Source organism: Pseudomonas sp. p50(2008) (assembly GCF_015351605.1).
Lineage (GTDB): Bacteria > Pseudomonadota > Gammaproteobacteria > Pseudomonadales > Pseudomonadaceae > Aquipseudomonas.
On sequence record NZ_JACMYF010000002.1, the window covers coordinates 620,378 to 646,270 of the forward strand.

Annotated in this window: 23 protein-coding genes; 15 read left to right on the forward strand and 8 right to left on the reverse strand. The window is 59.0% G+C overall.

The window, feature by feature from the left end; translation table 11 throughout:
* The first annotated feature begins 304 nt into the window (after positions 1-304).
* The 4 genes from H7698_RS07925 (at position 305) to H7698_RS07940 (ending at position 5,541) form a co-directional block, all read left to right on the forward strand.
* Positions 305-1,846: a multicopper oxidase family protein gene (locus H7698_RS07925; RefSeq protein ID WP_194691051.1), complete on the forward strand. Its 1,542-nt coding sequence runs from the start codon at positions 305-307 to the stop codon at positions 1,844-1,846.
* A 12-nt stretch (positions 1,847-1,858) separates the two neighbouring features.
* Positions 1,859-3,001 carry a hypothetical protein gene (locus tag H7698_RS07930; RefSeq protein WP_194691052.1) on the forward strand — a complete coding sequence of 381 codons (1,143 nt, stop codon included), beginning with the start codon at positions 1,859-1,861 and terminating at the stop codon, positions 2,999-3,001.
* 3 nt (positions 3,002-3,004) lie between these two features.
* Positions 3,005-3,580: an SCO family protein gene (locus H7698_RS07935; RefSeq protein ID WP_194691053.1), complete on the forward strand. Its 576-nt coding sequence runs from the start codon at positions 3,005-3,007 to the stop codon at positions 3,578-3,580.
* Between the two features lie 98 nt (positions 3,581-3,678).
* The gene (locus H7698_RS07940) at positions 3,679-5,541 is read left to right on the forward strand and encodes a DUF3857 domain-containing transglutaminase family protein (protein ID WP_328803721.1); all 1,863 of its coding nucleotides are present in this window, start codon (positions 3,679-3,681) and stop codon (positions 5,539-5,541) included.
* An 89-nt stretch (positions 5,542-5,630) separates the two neighbouring features.
* Here H7698_RS07940 and H7698_RS07945 read toward each other — a convergent pair whose 3' ends face one another.
* Positions 5,631-6,797 (reverse strand): MFS transporter, encoded by a 1,167-nt coding sequence (locus H7698_RS07945; RefSeq protein ID WP_194691054.1) that lies wholly within the window; start codon positions 6,795-6,797, stop codon positions 5,631-5,633.
* A 376-nt stretch (positions 6,798-7,173) separates the two neighbouring features.
* Here H7698_RS07945 and H7698_RS07950 point away from each other — a divergent pair, with 376 nt between their 5' ends.
* Positions 7,174-7,557 carry an MAPEG family protein gene (locus tag H7698_RS07950; protein ID WP_162436146.1) on the forward strand — a complete coding sequence of 128 codons (384 nt, stop codon included), beginning with the start codon at positions 7,174-7,176 and terminating at the stop codon, positions 7,555-7,557.
* Between the two features lie 101 nt (positions 7,558-7,658).
* On the opposite strand, the gene mltA is transcribed toward H7698_RS07950, so the two are convergent.
* Positions 7,659-8,831, reverse strand: coding sequence for a murein transglycosylase A (gene mltA, locus H7698_RS07955; protein WP_194691055.1), 1,173 nt, complete (start codon positions 8,829-8,831; stop codon positions 7,659-7,661).
* 127 nt (positions 8,832-8,958) lie between these two features.
* Here mltA and H7698_RS07960 point away from each other — a divergent pair, with 127 nt between their 5' ends.
* Positions 8,959-9,408 carry a c-type cytochrome gene (locus H7698_RS07960; RefSeq protein WP_194691056.1) on the forward strand — a complete coding sequence of 150 codons (450 nt, stop codon included), beginning with the start codon at positions 8,959-8,961 and terminating at the stop codon, positions 9,406-9,408.
* Between the two features lie 237 nt (positions 9,409-9,645).
* On the opposite strand, the gene H7698_RS07965 is transcribed toward H7698_RS07960, so the two are convergent.
* From H7698_RS07965 to H7698_RS07980, 4 genes are all read right to left on the reverse strand, one after another.
* On the reverse strand, positions 9,646-10,041 hold the full coding sequence (locus H7698_RS07965) for a DUF1090 domain-containing protein (RefSeq protein ID WP_194691057.1): 396 nt from the start codon (positions 10,039-10,041) through the stop codon (positions 9,646-9,648).
* 99 nt (positions 10,042-10,140) lie between these two features.
* A complete protein-coding gene (gene ligB / locus H7698_RS07970; protein ID WP_194691058.1) occupies positions 10,141-11,808 on the reverse strand; it encodes an NAD-dependent DNA ligase LigB in 1,668 nt (555 codons plus the stop codon).
* 239 nt (positions 11,809-12,047) lie between these two features.
* A complete protein-coding gene (gene metK / locus H7698_RS07975) occupies positions 12,048-13,238 on the reverse strand; it encodes a methionine adenosyltransferase (protein WP_194691059.1) in 1,191 nt (396 codons plus the stop codon).
* An 18-nt stretch (positions 13,239-13,256) separates the two neighbouring features.
* On the reverse strand, positions 13,257-14,252 hold the full coding sequence (locus H7698_RS07980; RefSeq protein ID WP_194691060.1) for an ArsR/SmtB family transcription factor: 996 nt from the start codon (positions 14,250-14,252) through the stop codon (positions 13,257-13,259).
* 260 nt (positions 14,253-14,512) lie between these two features.
* Between H7698_RS07980 and tkt the strand changes: the two genes are divergently transcribed.
* The 6 genes from tkt (at position 14,513) to fba (ending at position 20,994) form a co-directional block, all read left to right on the forward strand.
* The gene (gene tkt / locus H7698_RS07985; RefSeq protein ID WP_162436153.1) at positions 14,513-16,510 is read left to right on the forward strand and encodes a transketolase; all 1,998 of its coding nucleotides are present in this window, start codon (positions 14,513-14,515) and stop codon (positions 16,508-16,510) included.
* Positions 16,511-16,678: 168 nt separating this feature from the next.
* Positions 16,679-17,743, forward strand: coding sequence for an erythrose-4-phosphate dehydrogenase (gene epd, locus H7698_RS07990; protein ID WP_162436154.1), 1,065 nt, complete (start codon positions 16,679-16,681; stop codon positions 17,741-17,743).
* Positions 17,744-17,760: 17 nt separating this feature from the next.
* The gene (locus H7698_RS07995) at positions 17,761-18,924 is read left to right on the forward strand and encodes a phosphoglycerate kinase (RefSeq protein ID WP_194691061.1); all 1,164 of its coding nucleotides are present in this window, start codon (positions 17,761-17,763) and stop codon (positions 18,922-18,924) included.
* 34 nt (positions 18,925-18,958) lie between these two features.
* Positions 18,959-19,180 (forward strand): hypothetical protein, encoded by a 222-nt coding sequence (locus tag H7698_RS08000; protein ID WP_162436156.1) that lies wholly within the window; start codon positions 18,959-18,961, stop codon positions 19,178-19,180.
* Between the two features lie 56 nt (positions 19,181-19,236).
* Positions 19,237-19,569, forward strand: coding sequence for an MliC family protein (locus H7698_RS08005; protein WP_194691062.1), 333 nt, complete (start codon positions 19,237-19,239; stop codon positions 19,567-19,569).
* A 360-nt stretch (positions 19,570-19,929) separates the two neighbouring features.
* Positions 19,930-20,994, forward strand: a complete 1,065-nt coding sequence (gene fba, locus H7698_RS08010; protein ID WP_046045276.1) for a class II fructose-bisphosphate aldolase — start codon at positions 19,930-19,932, stop codon at positions 20,992-20,994.
* Positions 20,995-21,175: 181 nt separating this feature from the next.
* Here fba and H7698_RS08015 read toward each other — a convergent pair whose 3' ends face one another.
* Entirely contained in the window at positions 21,176-21,844 is a 669-nt protein-coding gene (locus tag H7698_RS08015) for a polysaccharide lyase family 7 protein (protein ID WP_162436159.1), read from the reverse strand.
* Between the two features lie 322 nt (positions 21,845-22,166).
* On the opposite strand from H7698_RS08015, the gene H7698_RS08020 reads away from it, so the two are divergent.
* From H7698_RS08020 to H7698_RS08030, 3 genes are read left to right on the forward strand one after another with little or no spacing between them, the layout of a single operon-like run.
* Positions 22,167-24,290: a putative bifunctional diguanylate cyclase/phosphodiesterase gene (locus H7698_RS08020; RefSeq protein ID WP_194691063.1), complete on the forward strand. Its 2,124-nt coding sequence runs from the start codon at positions 22,167-22,169 to the stop codon at positions 24,288-24,290.
* 46 nt (positions 24,291-24,336) lie between these two features.
* Complete coding sequence (locus H7698_RS08025) at positions 24,337-24,843, forward strand: M48 metallopeptidase family protein (RefSeq protein WP_194691121.1); 507 nt, start codon at positions 24,337-24,339, stop codon at positions 24,841-24,843.
* Between the two features lie 53 nt (positions 24,844-24,896).
* Positions 24,897-25,193 carry a winged helix-turn-helix domain-containing protein gene (locus H7698_RS08030; RefSeq protein WP_194691064.1) on the forward strand — a complete coding sequence of 99 codons (297 nt, stop codon included), beginning with the start codon at positions 24,897-24,899 and terminating at the stop codon, positions 25,191-25,193.
* 133 nt (positions 25,194-25,326) lie between these two features.
* Here the strand turns inward: H7698_RS08030 and H7698_RS08035 are convergent, their stop codons facing one another.
* Entirely contained in the window at positions 25,327-25,779 is a 453-nt protein-coding gene (locus H7698_RS08035) for a GNAT family N-acetyltransferase (protein WP_194691065.1), read from the reverse strand.
* Positions 25,780-25,893 lie beyond the last annotated feature (114 nt).

Below are 25,893 nucleotides of genomic sequence, written 5' to 3' on the forward strand. Positions count from 1 at the left end.
GCACAGGCCCTTCACGAATCACGTTCCAGCCCCGCTCCCCTGATGTTTACCCGCCCCCAAAACACCGGTTTAAAGATAAAAGTGATCGAAACAAGACCGATTATCGCCTGCATGCAGGGCGTTGGATCCGATGGCTTGCGCCGGTCTGGGCCTGTTCTACACTGCAAAAGTTGCACGAAAAATGACGTAGAGCCCCGGAAGACGTGCCTTGAGCCTTTCGTGGTGACGACTTGTCACCTTCGGCAACGCGCAGGCGGATTGAATTAGAGATGTCATTCCAACGACGCCACCGAAGGTCACCATCATGGCCAGAGCCTTAAGCGTTTGCCGATTTACGCTTTACGCATGCCTGGTAGCCCTGGCACTGAACGGCTGCACAACTCAACAGGCCACCGAGCCCGCATCCCAGCCATTGCGCAAGAATCCCGAGTTTTCCTACGACGCCAGCGGCGTCACGCATGCCACGCTGACGGCGGCCGAGCAGCAGGTCAATGTGGGTAACGAGCGTTACGTCTCGTTGGTGTTCAACGGCGATTACGATTCGCCGCTGATCCGCACGCGACCGGGTGGAACCATGGCGATCCGCCTGGATAACCGCATGGACGAGATCACCAACCTGCATTTCCACGGCATGCAGGTGTCGCCGCTGGACGAGGGCGATAACATTTTCCGCATGACCCAGCCGCATCAGGTGGGCGAATACAACGTCAAGCTGCCCCCGGAGCACAGCCCCGGCGCCTACTGGTATCACAGTCATTTCCACGGTGGCTCCCAGCGCCAGGTGTCTGCCGGGATTGCCGGGCCGATCCTGGTCGACGGCATGCTCGATCCATTCCCTGAGCTCAAGGGCATCAAGGAACAAGTGCTGGTCCTGCGTAACTTCCAGAAAACCCTGACCGGCAAAGTGGCGAGCGAAATCATCACCAGCGCCCCGTCGATTCGCACGGTCAACGGCCAGGAAGTGCCCACCATCGATATCAAACCCGGCGAAACCCAGCTCTGGCATTTCATCAACATTGCCGCCAACCAGTATTTCCGGATTCGCATCAACGGCCAGAAGATGCAGATCCTGTCTCGGGACGGCAACACCGTCACGCGCCGGGTCGATGATGACCAGGTGCTGATTGGCCCGTCGGCGCGGTTCAGCGTGTTGGTGGTGGGCCCACCGGCGGGCTCCTACGATGTCGAGTTGGGAGAGGCCGATACCGGGCCGGCGGGGGACAGTTATCCGGCGACCAAACTGGCGATCCTGCGCTCCAGTGGTGAACGGGTTGCGACCCGGCAGATCACCAGCCCTTATCCACCGGCCGAAGACTTCAGCAAACAGGCGGTGAACAAGACGCGCCAGTTTGTCTTCCAGGATTCCGACACCGACCCCAATGCGTTCCTGATCAATGGCACCCGCTTCGAACTGGACAAGGTCAACACCACGGTCAAGCTCGGTGATGTGGAAGAGTGGCGCCTGTTGAACCCGTCTCAGGAATTGCACCAGTTCCACATTCACCAGGTGGATTTTCAGGTCACCGAAATCAACGGCAAACCCGTGGAGTTCAGTGGCTACCGGGACAATGTGTTTATCCCCGCCACCGGCTCGATCACCGTGCGCATTCCGTTTCGCGATCCGGTGATCCTGGGCAAATTCGTCTATCACTGCCACATCCTCGAACACGAGGACGGCGGCATGATGCAGGCGATCCAGGTGGTCAAACCCGAAGACTACGAGCAAGCGGTCAAGCTCGAACCCTTGGGCGGCCTGTACGGCGAAAACAATCAGTTGTGCGCCTTCCTGCGCAACACCGGACAGGACCCGAAAACGTCCAGCCCGTCGATCCCGCTCGTCAAATAAGGGGGGAGCGCCATGAGTCACTATCGCTTGGCTGTGTTGCTGTTGGGATCAGTATGGGGCGTTGACCTGGTGTTGGCCGATGACGGGCAATACCCCAACGTGGGCATGGATTACGACGCGACGTTTCAGTACGACCATGTGCATGGCGACACCCCTCAAGGCGGTAACCGCAACAGCACCGATGCGTACCCGGATATCAACAGCACCTTCTATTTCCGTTTTACCCACGATCAGCAGATTCAGCTGTCGACCGAGATCAATCCTGTGCAAGGGCCCGAGCCTGGGCAAAAGCGGTTTTTTGAAGACGTGGGGCTGGTGATCAACGACCTCAACTATTACCAGAACAACGCCAATTCAGCCTTTATGGTCGGCAAATACCACGTGCCCTTCGGTCGTGCGCAGGATCAGGCGCCGGGGCTCTACACCGAGGATTTCGTCAGCACCTACGACCTGGACGGCATGCTCGGTGGCACGGTGGCGTATCGGTTTTTCGATCAGCAACTGGGCATGATCGAGCCCAACGTCAGCCTCTACACCGCCGACAACTCGATCCTCGGCCGGCCGTATTTCCGCCATGGCGAAAAGCTCGAGCGCTCCGATGGCGGTCCGTCCAACACCGGCAAACTCGACTCCTACGCCGTGTCGGTGAATTGGCTGGCGATCCCGGCCATCCCCTTTCTCGAAATGCAGGTGGGGTACATGGAGAACAAAAAAGGGGATGACGTAGTGCAGTCCGGTCCGCCGTTCGGGGAGGCGGCAGATGAGAAAATCAAGATCGCCTCGGCTCGCTACATCTGGGCCTATGCGCCAAGTACGGAACTGGAGCCGACACTGGACGGACGATATTTCGATATCGTGCCCTTCATCGAATTCGCCGATGTCGAAAACGAAGACGCGATTCAAGGCAATGACACGCGCTACCTGACCACGTCCCTGACCTTCGACTTCGGTGATTGGGCACTGGGTGCGACTCGCACCGACAAGCATCGTGAGTCATCGGGCGGCGCGGATCGGCAGGATTACCTCAACGAACTCAGCCTGACGTACAACATCACCGGCCAGGTCAAACTCGGGCTCTCGGCGGGTACGCAGAAAGAGGATGGCGAGATGTCGGAACTGGTGGGTCTGGCGCTGACGTATTCGGGAGGGTTCTGACCGATGAAGCTGTTACTGGCAGCCGGCGTGATGCTCTTGATGGGGTTGGCGGCCGATGCGGTGGCCGCGACGCGCACCGACATCGGCGGGCCGTTTCAACTGACCAATCAGAATGGCCAGCGCGTCACTGAACGCAGCTTTGGCGAGCCGGCGCTGCTCTATTTCGGCTTTCTCACCTGCCCGGATATCTGCCCCACGGATCTGGCGAAAATGGCCCGCATCAGTCGCCAGCTACAACAGCAGCAGGGCATCAAGGTGCGTCCGGTGTTCGTCACTGTCGACCCGGAGCGTGACACGCCGGACAAGCTCAAGGTGTACGTGAAGTACTTCGCCAGCGACTTTGTGGGGTTAACGGGTTCGGCCCAGGAGATCGCCCGCATAACCGATGCTTATCACGTGTATTACAAGAAAGCCCCCTACGGTGATCAACCGGGGCAATACATGATGGATCACTCGACGATTCTGTTTTTGCTCGACAGTCAGGGACGCTACCTCAAACACTTCGGTCGCGGACTCGATGAGAAGGAAATCGAGAAGCAGGTAGTGACCGCATTGGCGGATCAAGAGGCGGGTAGATAAGCGCCTGAAATCAAAGATAAATTTTTAACCTGGCGGAATGATGGGGCAGCGTTTGTTGTATATTGCGAACGCTTCCCATTCATTGAAGACGGATCTTTATGCAATTTTCAGTTTCCCCTCCGGCGCGCCTTCTTGGCGCGTTTGTGCTGATGGTCATGACGTTCGGCACAGCTCAGGCCAAGGACGATGGCACCGACCTTTCGGTAACGATCGAGAAAGAAATCCAGGCGAATGTCATCAATGCCGATGGCAGTTTTGTCGTTACCAGTGACACGGTTTACCTGATCAATGAAGAGCGGGCCATCAAGGATCATGCGCAACGCTCACTGAACTACAACCGCACCCTCGAAACCCTGGATGTAGTTGAGGCCTATACGCAAAAGCCCGATGGCCGCAAAGTCGTGGTCAAGCCCGAGCAGATCAAGGAGCAACAGGAACAGGCCTCTACCCAGGCGCCGATGTTTCAGGATACGCGGGTCAAAATGGTGATCTTTCCGGAGGTTGCCGTGGGTGATCGCCTGGTGCTCCAGTACAAGAAGAATCGCGTGACGGCGTTGTTTCCCAATCAGTTTGAAGACCTGACCGCTCCGATGTTCTACCCCACCCGGCAACTCACGCTGATCTATGACCTGCCGGAGAACATGCACCTGAACGCGGACGCAAAAGGATTCAGTGCGTCAACGGAGATCGCGGCGCCCGGCCGCAGGATTTATCGTTGGGACTATGTGCCTGCCGACAAGGCCCGGATAGAGCAGGGGGCGGTGTCGTATCTGGATTACGGTCAATACCTGGCGGTCTCCACCTTCACTGATTTTGCCGAGTTCGCCAAAGCCTACGATTCCCGGGCCCACGTCAATGTCACGCCGCAGGTCCGCGAACTGGCTAAAACCATCACCTCTAAACTCGACAACTCTCGGGCCAAAGCCATCGCCCTGAATGAATGGGTGCGCAGGAACATTCGCTACGTGGCTGTTTATGTCGGCGCAGGCGGTGTGGTGCCGCATTCGGTGGAGACGATTCTGGCCAATCGCTATGGCGACTGTAAGGACCACGTGGCATTGCTCGAAGCGTTGCTGATCGCAGCAGGGATAGAAAGCACGCCTGCATTGGTCAGCTTGGGCAATGCGTATGAACTACCGAAGGTGCCGACCCTGGGCGTGCTGAACCACGCGATCACTTATGTGCCGAGCCTGAACCTGTACCTGGATTCGACCGCCGAGGGCGTTGCTGGCGGCTACCTGCCGGTGCTGGTACTGGATAAACCGGTGGTGCTGGCCAAGTCGGGCGAGCTGGGGCGCACGCCGGCCGCGCAGGATGGCCTGGTGAAAAACGACACGCTGTACAAGGTCTCGAAAACGGGCGCGGCAGACTTCACTCACACGTCCCGCGTGGTTGGCTGGGCGGCGGAAATGAACCGCTATGGCATGAAGTCCATGACACCGACCAATCGCGATCAGATGATCCAGCAAGTCCTCGCTTCGTATGGACTCAATGGCACGGGCAAATTCGACGCCGGGGAACTTGAAGGCACAGGTGACGATTATGAAATTAAGCTGGCGGGGCGCGTGGACAACCTGGTCAACCTGCCCGGTCCTATCGGTGTGTTGACCATGAGCAGCCTGTCCGGCGGCATCGCGCAAAACGTATTTGGCTTTCTCATGGAGCAGGACCGGACTCAGGCATTCACCTGTATATCCGGCGTGACTGAAGAGCAGGCGCGTTTCGAGTTTCCGAAAGACGTGAGCATTCTCGCCGCCCCCAAAGCGATTTCGTTGAGCGGCGAACGCTTCGACTACAGCGCCACGTACACCCGTGAGGCTAACGCGGTGGTGGTCAAACGGCGTTTCGCGTTCAAGCATCCGAGTGCGGTGTGCACGCCTGAAGACTTTCAGGCGATGAGGGCGACGGCTGAAGTGATGATCAATGATCTGAAAAGCCAGATTATCGTGCAGGCGTTGTAAGGCTTTCGGGCCTGGAAGATCTCCTGTAGCAGCCGGACGCAGGCTTCGCCAGCTGCTACAGGTTGTCGTGCGCAGGCGCAGTTGGTTTTTTACGCCAAATTGGCCAGCTGCGCTTCGCGCCGTTGCCGATAGATAAAGTACAGCGCGGCGAACACGGTCAAACCGCTGACCAGCGCACCGGTCCATGGCAAGTCAGCCAGGTCGGCGCCGCTGGCCACGACCAGCCCGCCGATCCAGGCGCCCGCCGCATTGCCGAGGTTGAACGCACTCTGGTTCAGCGTCGAACCCAGGTTCGGTGCCTCATGGGCCTGATCGATGATCAGCAGTTGCAGGATCGGGCACAGGGCGAAGGCAAAAATCCCCCACAACACCAGCGTGATTGCGGCCGGGATCACCGAGTGGCTGGTCTGCGTGAATGCGGCCAGCACCACGACTGTCGCCAGCGCCATGCCCACCAGCGATGGCAGCAAGCGACTGTCTGCCAGTCGTCCGCCGAGCATGCTGCCCGCCGTCAAACCTACGCCGAACAACAGCAACATAATGGTCACGCCATGCGGGCTGACGCCGGTAATGTCCTGCAGGATCGGCGCGATGTAGGTGAACACGCTGAACAGGCTGGTCGATGCCAGCACGCTCATGCCCAGCGCCATCAACACATTGGCCTTGCCCAGCACTTTGAACTCGCTGGCCAGGTTGGCTTTGTCCATGGCGATGTCCTTTGGCAACCAGACCCACTGCGCGATAGCGGCAATTACACCAATCACCGACACCGCCCAGAACGTCGAGCGCCATCCGGCGTATTGTCCGAGCGCAGTGCCCAATGGCACGCCAAGTACATTGGCCAAGGTCAGGCCGGTGAACATCATGGCAATCGCCTGGGCGCGTTTGTTCGGTGCCACGAGGCCGGCAGCCACCACTGAGCCGATGCCGAAAAAAGCGCCGTGACACAGCGCCGTGACCACACGCGCGGCCATCAACGTGGCGTAGTTGGGCGCCAGTGCGCAAAGAATGTTGCCGAGAATGAACATCAGGGTCATGCCCAGCAGCGTGGCTTTGCGCGGCATGTTGGCGGTGCCGACCGCAAGGATTGGCGCCCCGAACACCACGCCCAGGGCGTAACCGGTAATCAGCAGGCCGGCGTGGGGAATGCTCACAGCGAGGTCGCGAGCGACATCGGGCAGCAGGCCCATGATGACGAATTCAGTGGTGCCGATGCCGAATGCGGCAACAGCAAGGGCAAGCAAAGCGAGTGGCATGCGCAAGGTCTCTGTCGGTAGTCTTGACGCTGTGATCAGGCATACGCATGCCGACGTCCGATCTGGATCAGAACGGGCGCGGGCAAAAATTATTGGAATTAGTCTGTGTGCAACTGAGTGCGGCGTGGTCGCTTGCAGTATAAACAGCTGCTGACATATCGCGAATCAATTCTCCGCGCCAACATCGCCTACAACGAACGTTGGGGATTTAAAAGGAGTCAGCATTAGCGTGAATGTGGTGGTGTAGTTTGCGTTACCTGAAAGAACCTTTCGGTCGACCACGGCTCTTAGCCTGTGGGCGGGTATTGATCGGCTTGTTGACGATGAAATTTTTGACGACTGATAAAAATTCAAATACTGAAAAAGGGACTGATTTATGACGGTTGCTCTGTGGTGCGTATTGATCGCGTTTTGCCTGCCTTACCTTTGCACGGGTGTTGCCAAGATCAGCGGCCGGTTCACGCTGAAAGACAACCATGACCCCCGGGACTTTCTCGATTCACTGAACGGTTTGGGCAGGCGCGCCTATGCCGCGCAACTGAACAGCTTCGAAGTGACCCCGTTTTTTGCTGCGGCGGTGATCGTGGCTCACCTGGTGGGCACCGCCCAGTTGGTGACGGTCAATGTGCTGGCCGTGTTGTTTGTTACCAGCCGGCTGCTGTTCATTATTTGCTACCTGGCCGACTGGGCGATCTTGCGCTCGTTGGTGTGGTTTGTGGGGATGGGGTTGATTGTGAGTTTCTTTGTGGTGTCGGCCTAAAAACAAGATCAAAAGATCGCAGCCTCGTTTCACTCGACAGCTCCTGCCAGGGATAGGTGTGCAACCCTGAAGGAGCTGGCGAAGCCCGCGATCTTTTGATTTTAAAGCTTGTCAGCCACCTGAGGGACCTGCGGCAGCGCCGCGCCCTTCGGCCACAACATCCAGATCTGTCCCTGCTGTTTCATGTCTCCTGCCAACTGCCCGGCCGCTTCGCCGGTGCCCCAGAACAGATCCGCACGTACTTCACCGGCAATCGCCCCGCCGGTGTCCTGAGCCGCTACCGGGCGAACCAGTGCCGTGCCATCCGGTCGCGTTGTCGATAGCCACAGCAGACTGCCCAGCGGAATCACCTTGCGATCCACCGCCGCGCTGTAGCCGGCTGTCAACGGTACGTTCAACGAGCCGCGAGGGCCTTCGTTGCTGTCCGGATTTCGGGTGAAGAACACATAGCTTGGGTTACTGCCGAGCAGTTCCGGGATGCGCATCGGATTGGCCTTGGCCCAATCGCTGATGGCGCCCATGGTCACGTCTTCTTTCTTCAGCTCCCCTTGCTCCACCAGCCAGCGGCCGATCGGTCGATACGGGTGACCGTTCTGGTCGGCGTACGCAATGCGCAACTGGCGTCCGTCATCGAGCTGAATACGACCCGAACCTTGTATCTGCAGGAATTGCAGGTTCATCGGATCAGTCAGCCAGGCCACGACAGGTGCTTTGACCCCTTTGGTTTCAATGGTGGCTGCATCGTCGTATGGCTTGAGCACGCGACCTTCAAGGCGTCCCCGCAGGCGCTTGCCCTTGAGCTCGGGATAAATGCTGTCCAGAGAGACGATGATCATGTCTTCGGGCACGCCGTATACAGGAATGTTCGCCGCCGCGGTTTGCGTCAGGCTGCCGGGGTAGACCGGCTCGTAGTAGCCGGTGATCAACCCGTTAGGGTTGTCATTGGCGGCGCGCAGCCCGTAGACATCCAGGTGTTGTTTCAGGAACCCGCGAATCTCGTTGGCGGTTTGCGGCACGTTGGCAGAAGCCGCGCAGGTCGAGCCCCAGACCGGGTCGGCCTTGAGCCGGTTGCAGGCGCTGCGCCATGAACCGAAACCGGCGATCAGGTCGTTGTCGGAGACGGCCGGCAGTGCGTCCCAGGTAGCGCTGGAATAGGTCGCCAGTGCATGGGTTTTGGGGGTGTTGTTTTCGCCACCGGTGCAGCCCGCGAGCACGGCTACCATCGGAAGGGTCCAGGCCAGGCTGTGACGCCATGCCTTGATACGGCTAATCATGGAGTGATTCCTTTGACGGTCGCTCGAGTGCTCCATGCGCTCGAACAACCCATATTGATAATAGGGCTATTGGTCTTTATCGATGACGCGAGGATACTGGCCGCCGTTCCCGTGACCTGAAGCCACCATGATTCTTAAAAGATTTTCAGTTGTATTGCTGGCCTGCCTGACGTTGTCTGCCTGCGGCGGTGTCGACCCGAATTCCCCACTGGGCCAGCGCAAGGCGATCTTCAAACAAATGCTCAAGACCGGCGAAGACCTGGGTGGCATGTTGCGCGGTCGCATTCCGTTCGACGGTCCGAAGTTCGCCGAGGGTGCCGTGAAGCTTGATGCGTTGTCCCATGAACCATGGAAACATTTTCCGCAGGTGCGCGAAGAAGATCACACCAGCGCCAAGGATGATGTCTGGCAGAAACAGACACGCTTCCAGGAAATGGCCCGCCACCTTGAAGCTGCCACCGGTGAACTGGTGATCGCCAGCCAGGTTCAACCTTACAAGGTGAGCAACCTTGGGCCGGCGGTACAAAAAGTCGAAGACGCCTGCAGTGCTTGCCATAAAGAGTTTCGGGATCATTGATCATTACTGATTTACATGTGGCGAGGGGATTTAGCGAAACGTCGCACCGCCCCGTCGGGCTGCGAAGCGGCCCCAAAAACCTGCAATCGAGACGTATCAGGTACGCCGCGTTTGATGGTTTCACGACCGCTGCGCAGCCGAACGGGGCGGTGCGACGTTTCGATAAATCCCCTCGCCACAGTACTGCGCTCACCTGAAGATCTCCTTAAGTGAACAGCATTACGGTTCAGTGGGTTCTTACTTATCCAGCTCGTCCAGCGCTTCCTGCAATTCCTTGCGGGACTCGGCGAGTTTGTCTTTGCGCTTGTTGATCTTTTCCGGGTCGCCTTTTTTCATGGCCTTATCAAGATCCGCCTGACGCTTGCTGACTTCATGCTTGGCGTCGAGGACCTTGTTTTCCCGTTCCTTTTGCAGCGAGGCGTCGGTGCAATGAGCGGTGACTTCGCTGAGGGCTTTTTCCAGTCCGGCCTGCTGATCGGCGTTGCCGTGAGACTTGGCCAGTTCGATCTGGTTGATGATGCCTTGTTTCTTGGCCGCGCAACCGGTCAGGCCCGGGGCCTCTTCGGCGGCCATAAGTGGAGCAGCCATCGCACTGCAAAGGGTCAGCAGGGCGAGCGAAGAAAGAAATTTCATAAAAGCTCCAAGTGCAGAGGCAAACGGGTCGAGTGGCGTCGGGCTGTTTGAGCCCTTGTCGACACTTTGGGTTCCCGGGTGGTTGGACAACGCCGGCTGCTAGAAACCGTCGATGCCCGCCATACGTAATGTTTCGCTCAAGGCCAGGACCTGCGGGTCGCGGAAAAAGGCGCTCAATTGCGCCGCGCGTCCCGGGCCGATACCGGCTTCAGCCTGCCATTGTTCGGTGTTTCGTTGCGCCAGCTCCTGCCATGAATCCGCAAGTACTGCCTGTCCCGTCGGCGGTAAACCCAGCGCTTTGAGCCAGTGCGCGAAGGGACGTTCCCGGGCACTGTTGAAACTGTTTAACAGACGAGCCGTGCTGCGCTCGCCGAAGCCGTTAATGTTAGCAAGCTCTTGAGCATCGAGGGTCAACCAATCCAACAGGTTGTTTAGACGGCCTGTTTCGAGAAGTTTCTCCCAGATGCCGGGGCCGACATGGGGCATGGCCAGTCCCTGCTTGCCGCTAAGCCAGGCCAGGCGCGCAAGAAACTGACCCTCGCATCCCGGCGTGGGTTGCCAGCAACTGAGCTGATGAAAGTCCGCTGCCAGCGGCACGGTCAACTCAACACGCTCGGTGCTGCGCAGCACAACGCTGTCCAGTCTGGGAATGGTCAGTCCCGCCAGACTGATGGACACCTGATCGCCGGGACGAATATCGAGCTCCTCCCAGCGCCGCAGGGAGCTGACACTGACGCGCTTGATCTGCCGGTCATCGAGCCACACCGGTGCCAGGTCCAGCACCGGTGTAATCCTGCCGGTCCGGCCAATCTTGAACTGAACCTTGCGCACCTCGGCCAGCGCCTCGGCGAATGGGTACTTCCAGGCAACGATCCAGTAAGGCGCTTTGGCTTGCCAGCGATCCGCCGGGGGACGTTGCTCCTGGCGCAAGACGATACCGTCGCTGGTGAAGGGCAGTGGAGAGCGATACCAGTGTTCACGCCAGCGCTCGGCGTCGGCAAAAGCCTGGATCGGGTGGCTGAAAAGCGCTGTGCTGGGGAAACCCAGTTCATCCAGTGCCGCCAGGCGTGCGGGCAAATTGGCCGGGCCCTGTGGCCAATCCCAGACAAACAAACCGATACCTGCGGCAAGTTCAGCGCTCAGTGCCTTGCGGGCCATCAATCCGGCTACCGTGCCCCGTGCGTTGAGGCTGCCCGCCGTGGCCTGGACGTGATCGGTCAGGCGCCAGTAAAGCTCGCCTTGCAGCACCAGGTCCAGTGGCTGCTGCAGTTGCTGGGGGATGTCTTTGATCTGGCGAGCGGACGCCGTCCAGTCCTGGCCTTTGACCCCGTCACCACGGCTGATCGCCTGAGTCAGCTGACCGTTTCGGTAGACGAGCGTGACCGCCACGCCGTCGACCTTTGGCTGCACCCAGACATCGTTGCGATCCTTCAACCAGGCGTTGACGGCGCGTGCATCACTGAGCTTTTCCAGACCGGTGTGCACGATGGGGTGAGCAACGGGGCCGCCAGCGGTGCGCAACGGTTTCGCGGGAGCGCTGAGGTTGAAACATTTACGCCACGTTGTCAGTTGCGCGAGGGACTGGTCATAGAGTTCGTCGGCAACAAGTGAGCGGCCCTGGCGATGATAGTTATCGTCCCAAAGGTCGATTTGTTTTTGCCGGCTGGTGATTTCAGCTTGGGCGCGGGGAGTGGGCCAGTCGGGGCATTCGGTGGCGTTGACGGCGATGCAGGAGAAGGTCAGGAGGAAAGCGATCAATAAGCGCATCGTGAGCGTCCTTGCTCAATGGGATGCTCAAAGGCTAGTCAGTTTTAGCCTTTTGGGATCAGGGTATGCATTCAGTATGTTTCGTGGGCGAGGATCAAAAGATCGCAGCCTTCGGCAGCTCCTACAGAGTCTCGCTTGCAACTGTAGGAGCTGCCGAAGGCTGCGATCTTTTGATTTTCATACAATAAAAAACCCCACACGGCGAACCGTGCAGGGCTTTGGGTACCGCCGGAGAAGTTTTACAGACCGGCAGCAGCGCGCAGATACTCGGCGCGATCGGTTTTTTCCCAGGTGAACGTGGTGAACGTATCGTCGCCCACGGTCTTGGTTTGCGGCGTGCGACCGAAGTGGCCGTAGGCAGCAGTTTCCTGATACATCGGGTGCAGCAGGTCGAGCATGGTGGTGATTGCGTAAGGACGCAGGTCGAACACTTCACGGACCAGGTTGATGATTTTTTCATCGCTGATCTTGCCGGTGCCGAAGGTGTTCAACGAGATCGACGTCGGCTGGGCAACACCGATCGCGTAGGAAACCTGAATCTCGCAACGCTCGGCCAGGCCGGCTGCGACGATGTTCTTGGCCACGTAACGACCGGCGTAGGCTGCCGAACGGTCAACCTTCGATGGATCTTTACCGGAGAACGCCCCGCCACCGTGACGGGCCATGCCGCCGTAGGTGTCGACGATGATCTTGCGACCGGTCAGGCCGCAGTCGCCCACCGGGCCACCGATGATGAACTGACCTGTCGGGTTGATGTGGAACTGGGTGTCCTTGTGCAGCAGTTCGGCAGGCAGTACGTGCTTGACGATCAGCTCCATCACGCCTTCGCGCAGGTCTTTGTAAGACACTTCCGGGTTGTGCTGGGTCGACAGAACAACGGCGTCGATACCGACAACCTTGCCGTTTTCGTAACGGCAGGTGACCTGGGACTTGGCGTCCGGACGCAGCCAAGGCAGCAGTCCGGATTTGCGCGCATCGGCCTGACGCTGCACCAACTGGTGAGAGAAGGTGATCGGCGCTGGCATCAGCACGTCGGTTTCGTTGCTGGCGTAGCCGAACATCAAACCCTGGTCGCCGGCGCCCTGATCTTCTGGCTTGGCACGGTCGACACCCTGGTTGATGTCAGGGGACTGCTTGCCGATGATGTTCATCACGCCGCAGGTGGCACCGTCGAAGCCAACATCGGAGCTGGTGTAGCCGATGTCAGTGATCACGTCACGGACGATCTGCTCCAGGTCAACCCAGGCCGAAGTGGTGACTTCGCCGGCGATGATCGCCACACCCGTTTTCACCAGAGTCTCGCACGCCACACGGGCGAACTTGTCTTCAGCAATGATTGCGTCCAGCACCGCGTCAGAAATCTGATCGGCGATTTTGTCCGGATGCCCTTCAGACACGGACTCGGAGGTGAAGAGGGAGTATTCGCTCATCTCGATGTTTTCCTGAATTTACCGATGGTGAGTGTCGCCAGGCGGTCGCTGAAAATGGCGGACCTGAATCTGGAAACCATTACGTAAGCCTACATAGAGGCTTTCCCCGGGAACGAGTCCCGCAGCGGTGGCCCAACGGGCCAGATCGTCCTGTTCAAACCCCAGCCAGAGATCACCGCAGGCCTCCTTGGCCCAACTCTGGTTGTGGCTACATAACTCTGTCACTAGCAGGCTTCCGCCCGGTTTCAGCAAGCCGGCCATGTGCTTGAGCGCATCAGCCGGCGCGGCAAAATGGTGCAGCACCATGTTCAGTACAACGCAGTCCGCCTCGAGGCTGACGCCGTTCAATGCATCGGCCAGCTGCAGGCTGACGTTAGCCAACGACTCGCGCTCGCACACCTGGCGCGCCAGTTCGAGCATTGCCGGGCTGTTGTCCAGCGCTGTGACCTGCGTAAAACGGCGCGCCAGCTCCGGCAGAAAAGCACCGTCACCGGGGCCGACCTCAATAGCCGTGGCGCCGTCGTTGAAACTCAACTTGTCGAGCAGGGCCACCACGCTTTCGCGGTACTGCGGCAGTCCGGCAATCAAGTCTTGCTGGGCGCGAAACTTCTCCGCAACCCGTGAAAAAAAGTCCTGGCTGGCCGCCGCTCGTTGGCCATGGACCTGGGCAATTCGCGAGCGAACGTCAGCAGGCAGGGTCAGGTTGTCGACCTCTTCGAGCAAGGCGGTGTGCAGCTTGCCGCCCGGCAGGTCGGTGTGGGGCAGGGCGCGACGGTAGAAGATCGCATTGCCTTCACGGCGAGTCGCCACCAGCCCGGCCTGGGACAACACCTTGAGGTGATGGCTCATGCCGGATTGGCCCATACCGAAGATCTGCGCCAGTTCCAGTACGCCAAACGAATCGTTGGCCAGCGCACGCAATACATTCAGGCGCAGAGGATCACCGGCGGCCTTGCAGAGGGCCGACAGATCGTCGCAATCGTCATGTCGAATGGAAGGCGCGCGTAAATTCATAAGGCCGGCAGTCTAGTCACGGGTCGAAAACACCGCAAGGGCAATATCAAAAAGTTTTGATATTGCTCGATAGATGGCACTTCTGCGTGCCTGGTCCACTCTACAAACGAGCAGCGGAAAGGTTTCACCAACCGAAACCACCGCTATCCATGGGAAAAACGTCCCCGGATGACTATCTGTCATTGCCCCGAGGCCGGTCGGTGAGGGAAAATGCTCGCCTTTTTTCCGATTCGTTTTAATCAATCCCCAGGAGAACAGCGATGCCCAGCCGTCGTGAGCGTGCCAACGCCATTCGTGCCCTCAGCATGGATGCCGTGCAAAAAGCCAACAGCGGCCATCCCGGTGCCCCTATGGGTATGGCGGATATCGCCGAAGTACTTTGGCGTGACTTCCTGAAGCACAACCCGAGCAATCCATCGTTCGCCGACCGTGACCGCTTCGTGCTGTCCAACGGTCACGGCTCGATGTTGATCTACTCGCTGCTGCACCTGACCGGCTATGACCTGTCGATCGATGACCTGAAAAACTTCCGCCAGCTGCACAGCCGTACGCCGGGCCACCCGGAATTCGGCTACACCCCGGGCGTTGAAACCACCACCGGTCCACTGGGCCAAGGCCTGGCTAACGCCGTTGGTTTCGCCTTGGCAGAAAAAGTGCTGGCGGCGCAGTTCAACCGTCCTGGCCACAACGTCGTTGACCACCACACCTACGTGTTCCTGGGTGATGGCTGTATGATGGAAGGCATTTCCCACGAAGTGGGTTCCCTGGCCGGTACCCTGGGCCTGGGCAAGCTGATCGCTTTTTACGACGACAACGGCATCTCCATCGACGGCGAAGTCGAGGGCTGGTTCACCGACGACACGCCGAAGCGTTTCGAAGCCTACAACTGGCAGGTGATTCGCAACGTCGACGGTCACGACCCTGAAGAAATCAAGACCGCCATCGAGACTGCACGCAAAAGCGAGCAACCGACGCTGATCTGCTGCAAGACCACCATCGGTTTCGGTTCGCCGAACAAGCAGGGCAAAGAAGATTGCCACGGCGCCCCGCTGGGTGACGCGGAAATCGCGCTGACCCGCACAGCGCTGAACTGGAACCACGGTCCGTTCGAAATCCCGGCTGACATCTATGCCGAGTGGGACGCCAAGGAAGCAGGCCTCGCGGCTGAAGCCGAGTGGGATCAGCGTTTCGCGGCCTACTCCGCTGCTTTCCCTGAGCTGGCCAACGAACTGGTCCGTCGTCTGAGCGGCGAACTGCCGGCTGACTTCGCTGAAAAAGCATCGGCCTACATCGCTGAAGTCGCGGCCAAGGGCGAGACCATCGCCAGCCGTAAAGCCAGCCAGAACGCACTGAATGCCTATGGCCCGCTGTTGCCTGAACTGCTGGGCGGCTCCGCTGACCTGGCCGGTTCCAACCTGACCCTGTGGAAAGGTTGCAAGGGCGTTTCGGCTGAAGACGCCAGCGGCAACTACATGTACTACGGCGTTCGCGAATTCGGCATGAGCGCGATCATGAACGGCGTGTCCCTGCACGGCGGTCTGGTGCCTTACGGCGCGACTTTCCTGATGTTCATGGAATACGCACGCAACGCAGTTCGCATGGCGTCGCTGATGAAGAAACGCGTGGTGTTCGTCTACACCCACGACTCCATCGGTCTGGGCGAAGACGGCCCGACTCACCAACCGGTCGAGCAATTGACCAGCCTGCGCAGCACGCCGAACCTCGACACCTGGCGTCCAGCCGATGCCGTTGAATCGGCCGTTTGCTGGAAACTGGCTCTGGAGCGCAAGGACGGCCCTTCGGCGCTGATCTTCTCGCGTCAGAACCTGCAGCACCAGGAGCGTGACGCCGGCCAGATCGCCGACATCGCCCGTGGCGGTTACGTGTTGAAGGACTGCGAGGGCGAGCCTGAGCTGATCCTGATCTCCACCGGTTCCGAGGTCGGCCTGACCGTTCAGGCTTACGACAAACTGACCGAACAAGGTCGTAAGGTTCGTGTTGTTTCGATGCCTTGCACCACCGTGTTCGATGCTCAGGACGCCGGTTACAAGCAAGCGGTTCTGCCGTTGCAGGTCAGCGCCCGTATCGCCATCGAGGCCGCCCACGCGGACTACTGGTACAAGTACGTGGGCCTGGAAGGTCGCGTCATCGGCATGACCACCTACGGCGAGTCGGCGCCTGCGCCTGCCTTGTTCGAAGAGTTCGGCTTCACCCTGGAAAACATCCTGGGTCAGGCTGAAGAGCTGCTGGAAGACTAAGTCCAGGTGATGTCTTGCCTGTTCTGACGCCATCGCGGGCAAGTCGAATCGTCGCACCGCCGCTCCCACAGGGATTTACACTGCCCATGTGGGAGCGGGCTTGCCCGCGATTAGCGGTCGATCAGGCGACGCTGGATTGAAAGATTCACCACGGTAATCGAGAACCCCATGCCCCAACCGCGTCCCTACAAAGTTGCACTCAACGGCTACGGCCGGATTGGTCGTTGCGTCTTGCGTGCGTTGTTCGAGCGTGGCGAAAAGGCCGGGTTTGAAATTGTTGCGATCAACGATCTGGCCGACATGGCCAGCATCGAATACCTGACACGCTTCGACTCCACTCACGGGCGTTTCCCCGGTGAAGTGAAGGTCGACGGCGATTGTCTGCATATTAATGGCGTCTGCGTGAAGGTCCTGCGCAGCGCCACCCCCGAAGGCATCGATTGGGCGTCGCTGGACGTCGATCTGGTGCTGGAATGCTCCGGCGCTTACCACACCCGTGAAGACGGCCAGCGTTTCCTCAACGCCGGCGCGCCAAGGGTGCTGTTTTCCCAGCCGATGGCCAGCGAGGCCGATGTCGACGCCACCATCGTCTACGGCGTGAACCAGGATTGCCTGACCGGCGACGAGCTGCTCGTGTCCAACGCGTCCTGCACTACTAATTGCGGTGTGCCGCTGCTGCGCTTGCTGGATAAGGCCATTGGCCTGGATTACGTATCGATCACCACCATCCACTCGGCAATGAACGACCAGCCTGTGATCGACGCCTATCACCACGAGGACCTGCGCCGCACCCGTTCGGCGTTCCAGTCGGTGATTCCGGTGTCCACTGGTCTGGCACGTGGCATCGAACGCCTGTTACCGGAACTTGCCGGGAGAATTCAGGCCAAAGCCGTGCGGGTGCCGACGGTGAATGTGTCCTGCCTCGACATTACGATGCAGACCGCCACCGCGACGGACGCCACCGAGATCAACCGGATTTTGCGCGAGGCTGCCACCAGCGGCCCGCTCAAAGGCTTGCTGGCCTATACCGAGTTGCCGCACGCCAGCTGTGATTTCAACCATGACCCTCATTCGGCGATCGTCGATGCCAGTCAGACCCGGGTTTCCGGGCCCAAGCTTGTGAATATCCTGGCCTGGTTCGACAACGAATGGGGTTTTGCCAACCGAATGCTGGACGTTGCAGAGCACTATCTGCAAACAGCTTCTCCACTCTCTGCTTCTCAAAAGCCGTAACTCAGGAAATGCGACCCATGACCGTGTTGAAGATGACCGACCTCGATCTGCAAGGTAAACGCGTACTGATTCGCGAAGACCTCAACGTCCCAGTCAAGGACGGTGTTGTCACCAGCGATGCGCGAATCCTGGCCTCGCTGCCGACCATCAAGCTGGCCCTGGAAAAAGGCGCGGCCGTGATGGTCTGCTCGCACCTTGGCCGTCCGACTGAAGGCGAGTTCTCGGCCGAGAACAGCCTCAAGCCAGTGGCTGACTACCTGAGCAAGGCCTTGGGCCGCGAAGTGCCACTGGTGGCTGATTACCTGGGTGGCGTCGACGTGAAAGCCGGCGACATCGTGCTGTTCGAAAACGTGCGCTTCAACAAAGGCGAGAAAAAGAACGCTGACGACCTGGCCCAGCAATACGCTGCCCTGTGCGACGTGTTCGTGATGGACGCCTTCGGCACTGCTCACCGCGCCGAGGGTTCGACCCATGGCGTGGCCAAGTTCGCCAAAGTCGCTGCGGCGGGTCCGCTGCTGGCTGCAGAGCTGGACGCATTGGGTAAAGCCCTCGGCGCTCCGGCCCAGCCTATGGCCGCCATCGTTGCCGGCTCCAAGGTGTCGACCAAGCTCGACGTACTGAACAGCCTGAGCCAGATCTGCAATCAGCTGATTGTCGGTGGCGGCATCGCCAACACCTTCCTCGCTGCTGCCGGTCACCCGGTCGGCAAGTCGTTGTACGAGCCGGACCTGCTGGACACCGCGCGCGAAATCGCCGCCAAGGTCAGCGTGCCATTGCCGGTCGACGTTGTTGTTGCCAAGGAATTCGCTGAAAGCGCGACCGCGACCGTCAAGCTGATCGCTGATGTGGCCGCAGATGACATGATCCTGGACATCGGTCCGCAGACCGCGGCGAATTTCGCCGAGCTGTTGAAGTCGTCCAAGACCATCCTGTGGAACGGCCCGGTAGGCGTGTTCGAATTCGACCAGTTCGGTAACGGCACCAAAGTGCTGGCCCAGGCCATCGCAGAAAGCTCGGCGTTCTCCATCGCTGGCGGCGGCGACACCCTGGCAGCCATCGATAAATATGGCGTTGCCGACCAGATCTCCTACATTTCTACCGGTGGCGGCGCATTCCTCGAATTCGTCGAAGGCAAAGTGCTGCCGGCCGTTGAAGTCCTGGAAAGTCGGGCCAAGGCCTGAGGCGGTTCATTTGACCAGGAAAGGGAGTGTTCACATGGTCAAGACGTTAGCGCTGTTGATCGTCGCGGGTTCACTGGCGGCTTGCGGGAGTAACCCGAAAGCCACCCCGGAACCTGCTCCGTCCGAGGTGGAGAAAGGCTGCTACCAGGCTGACTGGCAGGCGGAAACCAACCCGGTGATCAACAAGCGTTCCGGGCCTGATGGCCTGGACAAATACGAGACACAGACCCCCGCCAAGGAACGTGGTTGCCCTTGACGGGTCTGACTCATTACTCAAGGCCGGCGGCGTGCGCCGTTGGTCGAGGAACATGGATGAAAGGTTTTATCGCCGTCATGGCGCTGGCTCTGCTGGCAGGTTGCTCGAATTTCAACCTGTTCAACAGTTCAGCCCCAGCGGACAACTGGACCACCTGGACCTGCGACAGCCAGGCCAAAGTGGTATGGCGCTATGCTGATGCTGCACGCGAGGAAGTCGATGTGCGGCTTGGCGGCGCCGACCAGGTCTATCGTCTCAAGCAGGAACCCGGCGCGTCGGGTTCGCTGTACAGCAACGACATGCTGGCGTTTCACATCAAAGGTGAGGAAGGCCTGGTTTACTGGGTCGCTACCAATGATTTGATTGGGCGCGGGTGTAAAGCGCAATAACTGACACACCACGGACTCAATGTGGAAGCAGATCCAAATGTGGGAGCGGGCTTGTGTGGCGAGGGGATTTAGCGAAACGTCGCACCGCCCCGTTGGGTTGCGAAGCGACCCTGAAACCTGCAATTCCGGCATGTCGGATATACCGCTTGCATTCGATTTACGACTGCTTCGCAGCCGAACGGGGATAAATCCCCTCGCCACACAAGCCTGCTCCCACAGTGGCTCTGTGCAGGTACAACAGATTTGGCAACACCGAATTCGCAGCCCGGGCCAACCCCCGATCTGCAATAACTTGAATAGCCGCCGCCGCTACGGCAGGCTGGCACGATTAACGACCCTAAACCGGGAGAGACACACACAATGGCACTTATCAGCATGCGCCAGATGTTGGACCACGCAGCCGAGTTCGGCTACGGCGTTCCAGCCTTCAACGTCAACAACCTTGAGCAGATGCGCGCCATCATGGAAGCCGCTGACAAGACTGACTCCCCGGTGATCGTCCAGGCTTCGGCTGGTGCCCGCAAATACGCTGGCGCGCCGTTCCTGCGTCACCTGATCCTGGCGGCCATCGAAGAATTCCCGCACATCCCGGTGTGCATGCACCAGGACCACGGCACCAGCCCTGACGTCTGCCAGCGCTCCATCCAGCTGGGCTTCAGCTCGGTCATGATGGACGGTTCCCTGGGCGAAGACGGCAAGACGCCGACCGACTACGACTACAACATCCGCGTGACTCAACAAACCGTAGCCCTGGCTCACGCCTGCGGTGTTTCGGTAGAAGGCGAGCTGGGCTGCCTGGGTTCGCTGGAAACCGGTATGGCCGGTGAAGAAGACGGCATCGGTGCAGAAGGCGTGCTTGATCACAGCCAGATGCTGACCGACCCGGAAGAAGCCGCTGACTTCGTCAAGCGCACTCAAGTCGATGCCCTGGCCATCGCCATCGGCACCAGCCACGGCGCCTACAAGTTCACCAAGCCGCCTACCGGCGACGTGCTGGCGATCGACCGCATCAAGGAAATCCACAAGCGCATTCCGAACACTCACCTGGTCATGCACGGTTCGTCTTCGGTGCCTCAGGACTGGCTGGCGATCATCAACCAGTACGGCGGCGACATCAAAGAAACCTACGGCGTACCGGTTGAAGAAATCGTCGAAGGCATCAAGCACGGCGTGCGCAAGGTCAACATCGACACCGACCTGCGCCTGGCGTCCACCGGTGCGATGCGTCGCCTGATGGCCACCAATCCGAGCGAGTTCGACCCACGTAAATTCTTTGGCGCTACCGTCACTGCAATGCGTGATGTATGTATCGCTCGTTACGAAGCTTTCGGTACCGCAGGCAACGCTTCGAAGATCAAGCCGATCTCCCTGGAAGCGATGTATCAGCGTTACCTCAAAGGTGAGTTGAACGCCAAGGTCAACTAAGCCTCAGCGTCAATCAGCACCCACAAAAAACCCGCAGCGATGCGGGTTTTTTGTGGGCTGACATTTGCCCCCTGTAGCCGCTGCCGAGCCCGCGAGGCTGCGTTCGAGGACGAAGTCCTCGCCAGATAGTTAAGCCAGCGTTACCCCAAAGAATGCGGTATGGATCGGGACGATTTGGAATTTACTTGTCGTGATCAATATCCAGCTTGCTGAACGTCACCTTCCCGCCTTCGCTGGTGTATCCGGTGTGATCCTGAACATACACCCCGGCCTTGAAATACAGCGGCTTGTCTCGCCAGGTCTTGCTGATATCGGTGTCCCATTGATAGCCCGCAGCACTAATGCCTAACGAACCGCCGGGACTCAGGTGAATCAGGTAGGAGAATTGCTGATCCAGCTTCACCCCGGTAGCGATGGTGATGACTCGACCTTCACCGTCGTCGGGGCGCATGCGCACCTTGGCGACGATGTTGCCTGACTGCGTGCTGGTCTTGTACTGATACTCGACCTTCACCATCGGCTTCTGGCTTTGATAGGCATGAATCTGACCGATAACGATCTTGCCCGAGCTCGGCACCTGATTCACCGCCAACGTGGCACGCAGGGAGTTGTCGGCGTCCGGGTAAAGCCAGTTGCGCAGGGTGCCGTTGCTGTAGGTTTCGCGAAGCTCAGTGCGAGGATATTTCGCGTTTTCAGTTTTGGAACCAGTCACCGGTGACCAGAAAAACAAGGTGCCGGTATCGGAATGGAAGTATTGATCCTTGAACCCCTTCACCAGTTTTGCAGTTTCAACGGTGTAGGGCGGGTTGCCGACGGGAACGCTGAGGTTCCAGGTTGCGAGATCGATCATAGACAAAGCTTCCACAAATTTTGCTGCACGCACGTGCCAGAAGCTCTAGCACGCGCCTTAGAGGGCGGTCTTTATAAGCGTAGAAGGCAACATTGTTAACGTCGAACTGACAGATGGATGACGTCAAAATCCTGTTAAAAGGCCATCTTCCCCGGTTTTAGCGGCCTGTAGGCGCGACCGTTAGTCGGCGAATTAACGCTTTCGTAGAATGATGGCGCTCTGACAGCTACTGCTTTCCTGGATCCAGGTCTAGAGTGATGGCTTGGTAATTGTCCGGTTTTTACCCAAAACCGGCCTGACTCCCCGAACAAAGAGAAGCAGCATGGAATGCGGGCAACTTACGCCAGGTGAAGGCAACCCTATCCTGTTAATCGTTGACGATTACCCTGAGAACCTCGTCAGCATGCGTGCTTTGCTGGAGCGCCAGGACTGGCAAGTAATGACCGCGCTTTCGGGTTTCGAAGCCCTCAGCCTATTGCTCGAACACGATGTGGACCTGGTGCTGCTGGACGTGCAGATGCCCGGCATGGACGGTTTTGAAGTCGCACGACTGATGCGCGGCAGCCAACGTACTCGCCTGACGCCGATTATTTTCCTTACCGCCAACGAACAGTCCCAGGAAGCCGTGATCAAGGGTTACGCCAGCGGCGCGGTGGATTACCTGTTCAAGCCGTTCGACCCGCAAATCCTCAAGCCCAAAGTGCAGGCGCTGCTGGAACACCAGCGTAATCGTCGCGATTTGCAACGCCTCAGCCACGATCTGGAAGTAGCGCGCGCTTTCAACGCCTCGGTACTGGAAAACGCCGCCGAAGGCATTCTGGTGGTTGGCGAGGATGGCCTGATCCAGTTTGCCAATCCGGCCATGTCACGGATGCTCAGCGCCACGGTGCAAGAGCTGCAAGGCAAGGAATTTCTGGATTTCCTGCAAAAACCGCACATCCCGATCTGGGCCGATTCCGAGTGGCTGGCGGGTTACAAGCGCGGTGAGACTTTGCGCCTGCACGACGCACTGCTGCGTACCGCACCCAATCAGCAGGTCCCTGTCGCGCTGTCCTGCGCGCCGTTGCCGGCCGAGCAGCATGCCATGGTCGTGACGGTGCTGGACATGTCGGTGGTGCGTCATCTTCATAAGCAACTGGAGTTCCAGGCTGTCACCGACCCGTTGACCGGACTGCTCAACCGGCGCGGGTTTTATCAAACAGTGGAAAACCTGTTGTTGCGCGGCGAACGAACCGACGGGGCCTGGGTGCTGTTGTACCTGGATCTGGACGGCTTCAAGCGGGTCAACGACTCACTCGGGCATGATGCTGGCGACCGGGTGCTGCGCTGGGTCTCCGAGCAATTGAAAGGCTCGCTGCGTCCCCTGGATGTACTTGCGCGTATGGGGGGCGACGAGTTTACGGCGTTGCTCGACCTGGATTTTCCCGAGCAGGCGGCGAAGATTGCCGAAAAACTAATCGATCGAGTCTCGGCCTGTCAGCAAATCGAAGGCCTGGACATCGCGCTGGGCGCCAGCATCGGCATCGCCACCTTCCCGGACTGCGGTTCCAATCTGGATGGTTTGCTGCGAGCGGCGGACATCGCCATGTACGAAGCCAAACGTGCCGGGCGTCAGCAGTATCGTTTCTACGACCATGACATGAATGGCCGCGCCCGCTCGCGATTGATGCTGGAAGAGAGCGTTCGCGACGCCATCGAGAATCGTGATTTCAATCTGGTGTACCAGCCGCAGGTGTCCATCGCCGACGGGCACCTTCGCGGCTTCGAGGCCCTGCTGCGCTGGCAGCATCCGAGCGTCGGCGATGTCCCGCCCGGGTTGTTTCTGCCCTTGCTGGAAGAAGCGCAGCTGATCAGCCGTCTCGGCAGCTGGATTTATCAGCACGGAGCAGGGCAGCGCAAGGCGTGGGAAACCGTATTTGCCTCGGATCTGGTGTTGGGCGTCAGTTTGAGCAGCACTCAGTTCGGCATGCCCCATCTGGTCACCGAATTACGCCAGGTGCTGGAGCGCCATGGTTTGCAGCCGCGCTATCTGGAAGTCGAGGTGACCGAAGAGGCGTTGGCGCAAAACCCTGAGGAAACCCGCAAGCAACTGCGGTTGCTGCGCAATCTCGGAGTGCGGGTGGCGTTGGATGATTTTGGGTCTGGCGCATGCTCGCTGTCTTACTTGCGCGACCTGGAACTGGATACGCTGAAAATCGATCGGCACTTGATTGCGCGGTTGCCGCACTCCTCGCGGGATGCGGCGCTGGTGCGAAACGTCATCGACCTGTGCAAGCAATATGGGTTGCTGATCGTTGCCGAGGGCGTCGAGACCGTTGCGCAATATGAATGGCTGCAAGCCCATGGTTGCGAGTACGTGCAAGGATTTCTGGTGGCACGGCCGATGATCGCCGAGGAAGTCACCGACTTCGTGCAGCCGTTTGACTGGAACGCGCTGAGCCTCTGAATTCGCTACACTGACGACCTTTTCGTGATTGACGTTGCCCGCCCCGATGACCGCGTTGAAATACCTCCAGGCCTATCCCGCAGCATTGCAGGACCAAGTACGCCAACTGATCAGCGAAGGTCGGCTGGGCGATTACCTGAGCCAGCGTTACCCCGAGAAGCACGGGGTACAGAGCGACAAGGCGCTGTACACCTACGCGCTGGACCTCAAGCAGGAATACCTGCGTAACGCGCCGGCCATCGATAAAGTGCTGTTCGATAATCGCCTGGACTTGACCCACCGCGCCCTCGGCCTGCACACCACCATTTCCCGGGTGCAAGGTGGCAAGCTCAAGGCCAAGAAAGAAATTCGCGTGGCCTCGCTGTTCAAGGAGGCACCCTCCGAGTTTCTGAAAATGATCGTGGTGCATGAACTGGCGCATTTCAAAGAGTCGGATCACAACAAGGCGTTCTACAAGCTGTGCGAACACATGTTGCCGGGGTATCACCAGGTGGAGTTCGATCTGCGGGTGTACCTGACGTGGCGGGATATGCCAGCGCCCACGGGCGCGTAGGAGCTGCCGCAGGCTGCGATCTTTTGATCTTCCAATGAATGCGGGGTAAATGGATGGACGTTAGCAAGACAAAAACCAGTTTCTACCGCCGGCTATACGTGGCTTACCTGATCGACAGCGGGCTGGCCAGCAGCGTTCCCGCATTGACCGAGGTCACCGGCATGCCCCGGCGCACGGCGCAGGACACGATTGCTGCGCTGGCGGATCTGGACATCGTGTGCGAATTCGAACAGGAAGAGGGCGCGCGCAATCATGCCGGGCGCTATCGGATACGCGCGTGGGGAGCGATTGATCGCGGCTGGATCGAGCGTAATTTGCGGCAGGTGAAAGCCGTGCTCGAATACCCCTGAATTTGCAGTGTCAGGTCTGACGCCATCGCGAGCAGGCTCACTCCCACATTGGAATGCATTACCCTTTGAGACAGTTTCAGCAGCACATTTCAAATGCATCCCTGCAGGAGTGAGCCTGTTCGCGATAGGGCCCTCAGGGGCGACGCATCCCGATATGCGCAATTCCGTCTTCCATGTATTCCTCGCCCGCGACGACAAACCCGTACCGCCCGTAATACCCCTGCAAATGCGACTGGGCTGACAAATAGATCGGCACATCCGGCCAGCGCTTTGCAGCCTGTTTGAGCGCCTGGGCCATCAACTCATGCCCGAGCCCGGTTCCGCGTGCCTGAGGGGCAATGATCACCCGGCCGATCACCACGTCACCGCCCTGAAGCTCCGGGTCGAGCAAGCGCAGGTACGCCACCAGACGATCCTCCTCCCAAGCCATCAAATGGCAGGTGTCGCCTTCCAGGTCCTGGCCATCGATGTCCTGATACACACACTTCTGTTCAACGACGAAGACCTCCGCCCGCAGTTGCAGAATGGCGTACAGCTGCTCTTTGCCCAAATCGCTGTGGTGTTTGCACACCCAATCAATAGTCATGTCCACATTCCTTGATCAACGTCGCCCGATACTAAGCTCCCTGATGAAAGATGTCTTTATGGCGGTCGAATCTGTGACAAAGGCCAAAATGCCATCATTCATTTCGCGCGGGAT

Excerpts from the sequence above, each read along its gene's own strand:
- H7698_RS07925 (WP_194691051.1), top strand. The coding sequence starts at position 305 with ATGGCCAGAGCCTTAAGCGTTTGCCGATTTACGCTTTACGCATGCCTG.
- H7698_RS07930 (WP_194691052.1), top strand. The coding sequence starts at position 1,859 with ATGAGTCACTATCGCTTGGCTGTGTTGCTGTTGGGATCAGTATGGGGC.
- H7698_RS07935 (WP_194691053.1), top strand. The coding sequence starts at position 3,005 with ATGAAGCTGTTACTGGCAGCCGGCGTGATGCTCTTGATGGGGTTGGCG.
- H7698_RS07940 (WP_328803721.1), top strand. The coding sequence starts at position 3,679 with ATGCAATTTTCAGTTTCCCCTCCGGCGCGCCTTCTTGGCGCGTTTGTG.
- H7698_RS07945 (WP_194691054.1), bottom strand. The coding sequence starts at position 6,797 with ATGCCACTCGCTTTGCTTGCCCTTGCTGTTGCCGCATTCGGCATCGGC.
- H7698_RS07950 (WP_162436146.1), top strand. The coding sequence starts at position 7,174 with ATGACGGTTGCTCTGTGGTGCGTATTGATCGCGTTTTGCCTGCCTTAC.
- mltA (WP_194691055.1), bottom strand. The coding sequence starts at position 8,831 with ATGATTAGCCGTATCAAGGCATGGCGTCACAGCCTGGCCTGGACCCTT.
- H7698_RS07960 (WP_194691056.1), top strand. The coding sequence starts at position 8,959 with ATGATTCTTAAAAGATTTTCAGTTGTATTGCTGGCCTGCCTGACGTTG.
- H7698_RS07965 (WP_194691057.1), bottom strand. The coding sequence starts at position 10,041 with ATGAAATTTCTTTCTTCGCTCGCCCTGCTGACCCTTTGCAGTGCGATG.
- ligB (WP_194691058.1), bottom strand. The coding sequence starts at position 11,808 with ATGCGCTTATTGATCGCTTTCCTCCTGACCTTCTCCTGCATCGCCGTC.
- metK (WP_194691059.1), bottom strand. The coding sequence starts at position 13,238 with ATGAGCGAATACTCCCTCTTCACCTCCGAGTCCGTGTCTGAAGGGCAT.
- H7698_RS07980 (WP_194691060.1), bottom strand. The coding sequence starts at position 14,252 with ATGAATTTACGCGCGCCTTCCATTCGACATGACGATTGCGACGATCTG.
- tkt (WP_162436153.1), top strand. The coding sequence starts at position 14,513 with ATGCCCAGCCGTCGTGAGCGTGCCAACGCCATTCGTGCCCTCAGCATG.
- epd (WP_162436154.1), top strand. The coding sequence starts at position 16,679 with ATGCCCCAACCGCGTCCCTACAAAGTTGCACTCAACGGCTACGGCCGG.
- H7698_RS07995 (WP_194691061.1), top strand. The coding sequence starts at position 17,761 with ATGACCGTGTTGAAGATGACCGACCTCGATCTGCAAGGTAAACGCGTA.
- H7698_RS08000 (WP_162436156.1), top strand. The coding sequence starts at position 18,959 with ATGGTCAAGACGTTAGCGCTGTTGATCGTCGCGGGTTCACTGGCGGCT.
- H7698_RS08005 (WP_194691062.1), top strand. The coding sequence starts at position 19,237 with ATGAAAGGTTTTATCGCCGTCATGGCGCTGGCTCTGCTGGCAGGTTGC.
- fba (WP_046045276.1), top strand. The coding sequence starts at position 19,930 with ATGGCACTTATCAGCATGCGCCAGATGTTGGACCACGCAGCCGAGTTC.
- H7698_RS08015 (WP_162436159.1), bottom strand. The coding sequence starts at position 21,844 with ATGATCGATCTCGCAACCTGGAACCTCAGCGTTCCCGTCGGCAACCCG.
- H7698_RS08020 (WP_194691063.1), top strand. The coding sequence starts at position 22,167 with ATGGAATGCGGGCAACTTACGCCAGGTGAAGGCAACCCTATCCTGTTA.
- H7698_RS08025 (WP_194691121.1), top strand. The coding sequence starts at position 24,337 with ATGACCGCGTTGAAATACCTCCAGGCCTATCCCGCAGCATTGCAGGAC.
- H7698_RS08030 (WP_194691064.1), top strand. The coding sequence starts at position 24,897 with ATGGACGTTAGCAAGACAAAAACCAGTTTCTACCGCCGGCTATACGTG.
- H7698_RS08035 (WP_194691065.1), bottom strand. The coding sequence starts at position 25,779 with ATGACTATTGATTGGGTGTGCAAACACCACAGCGATTTGGGCAAAGAG.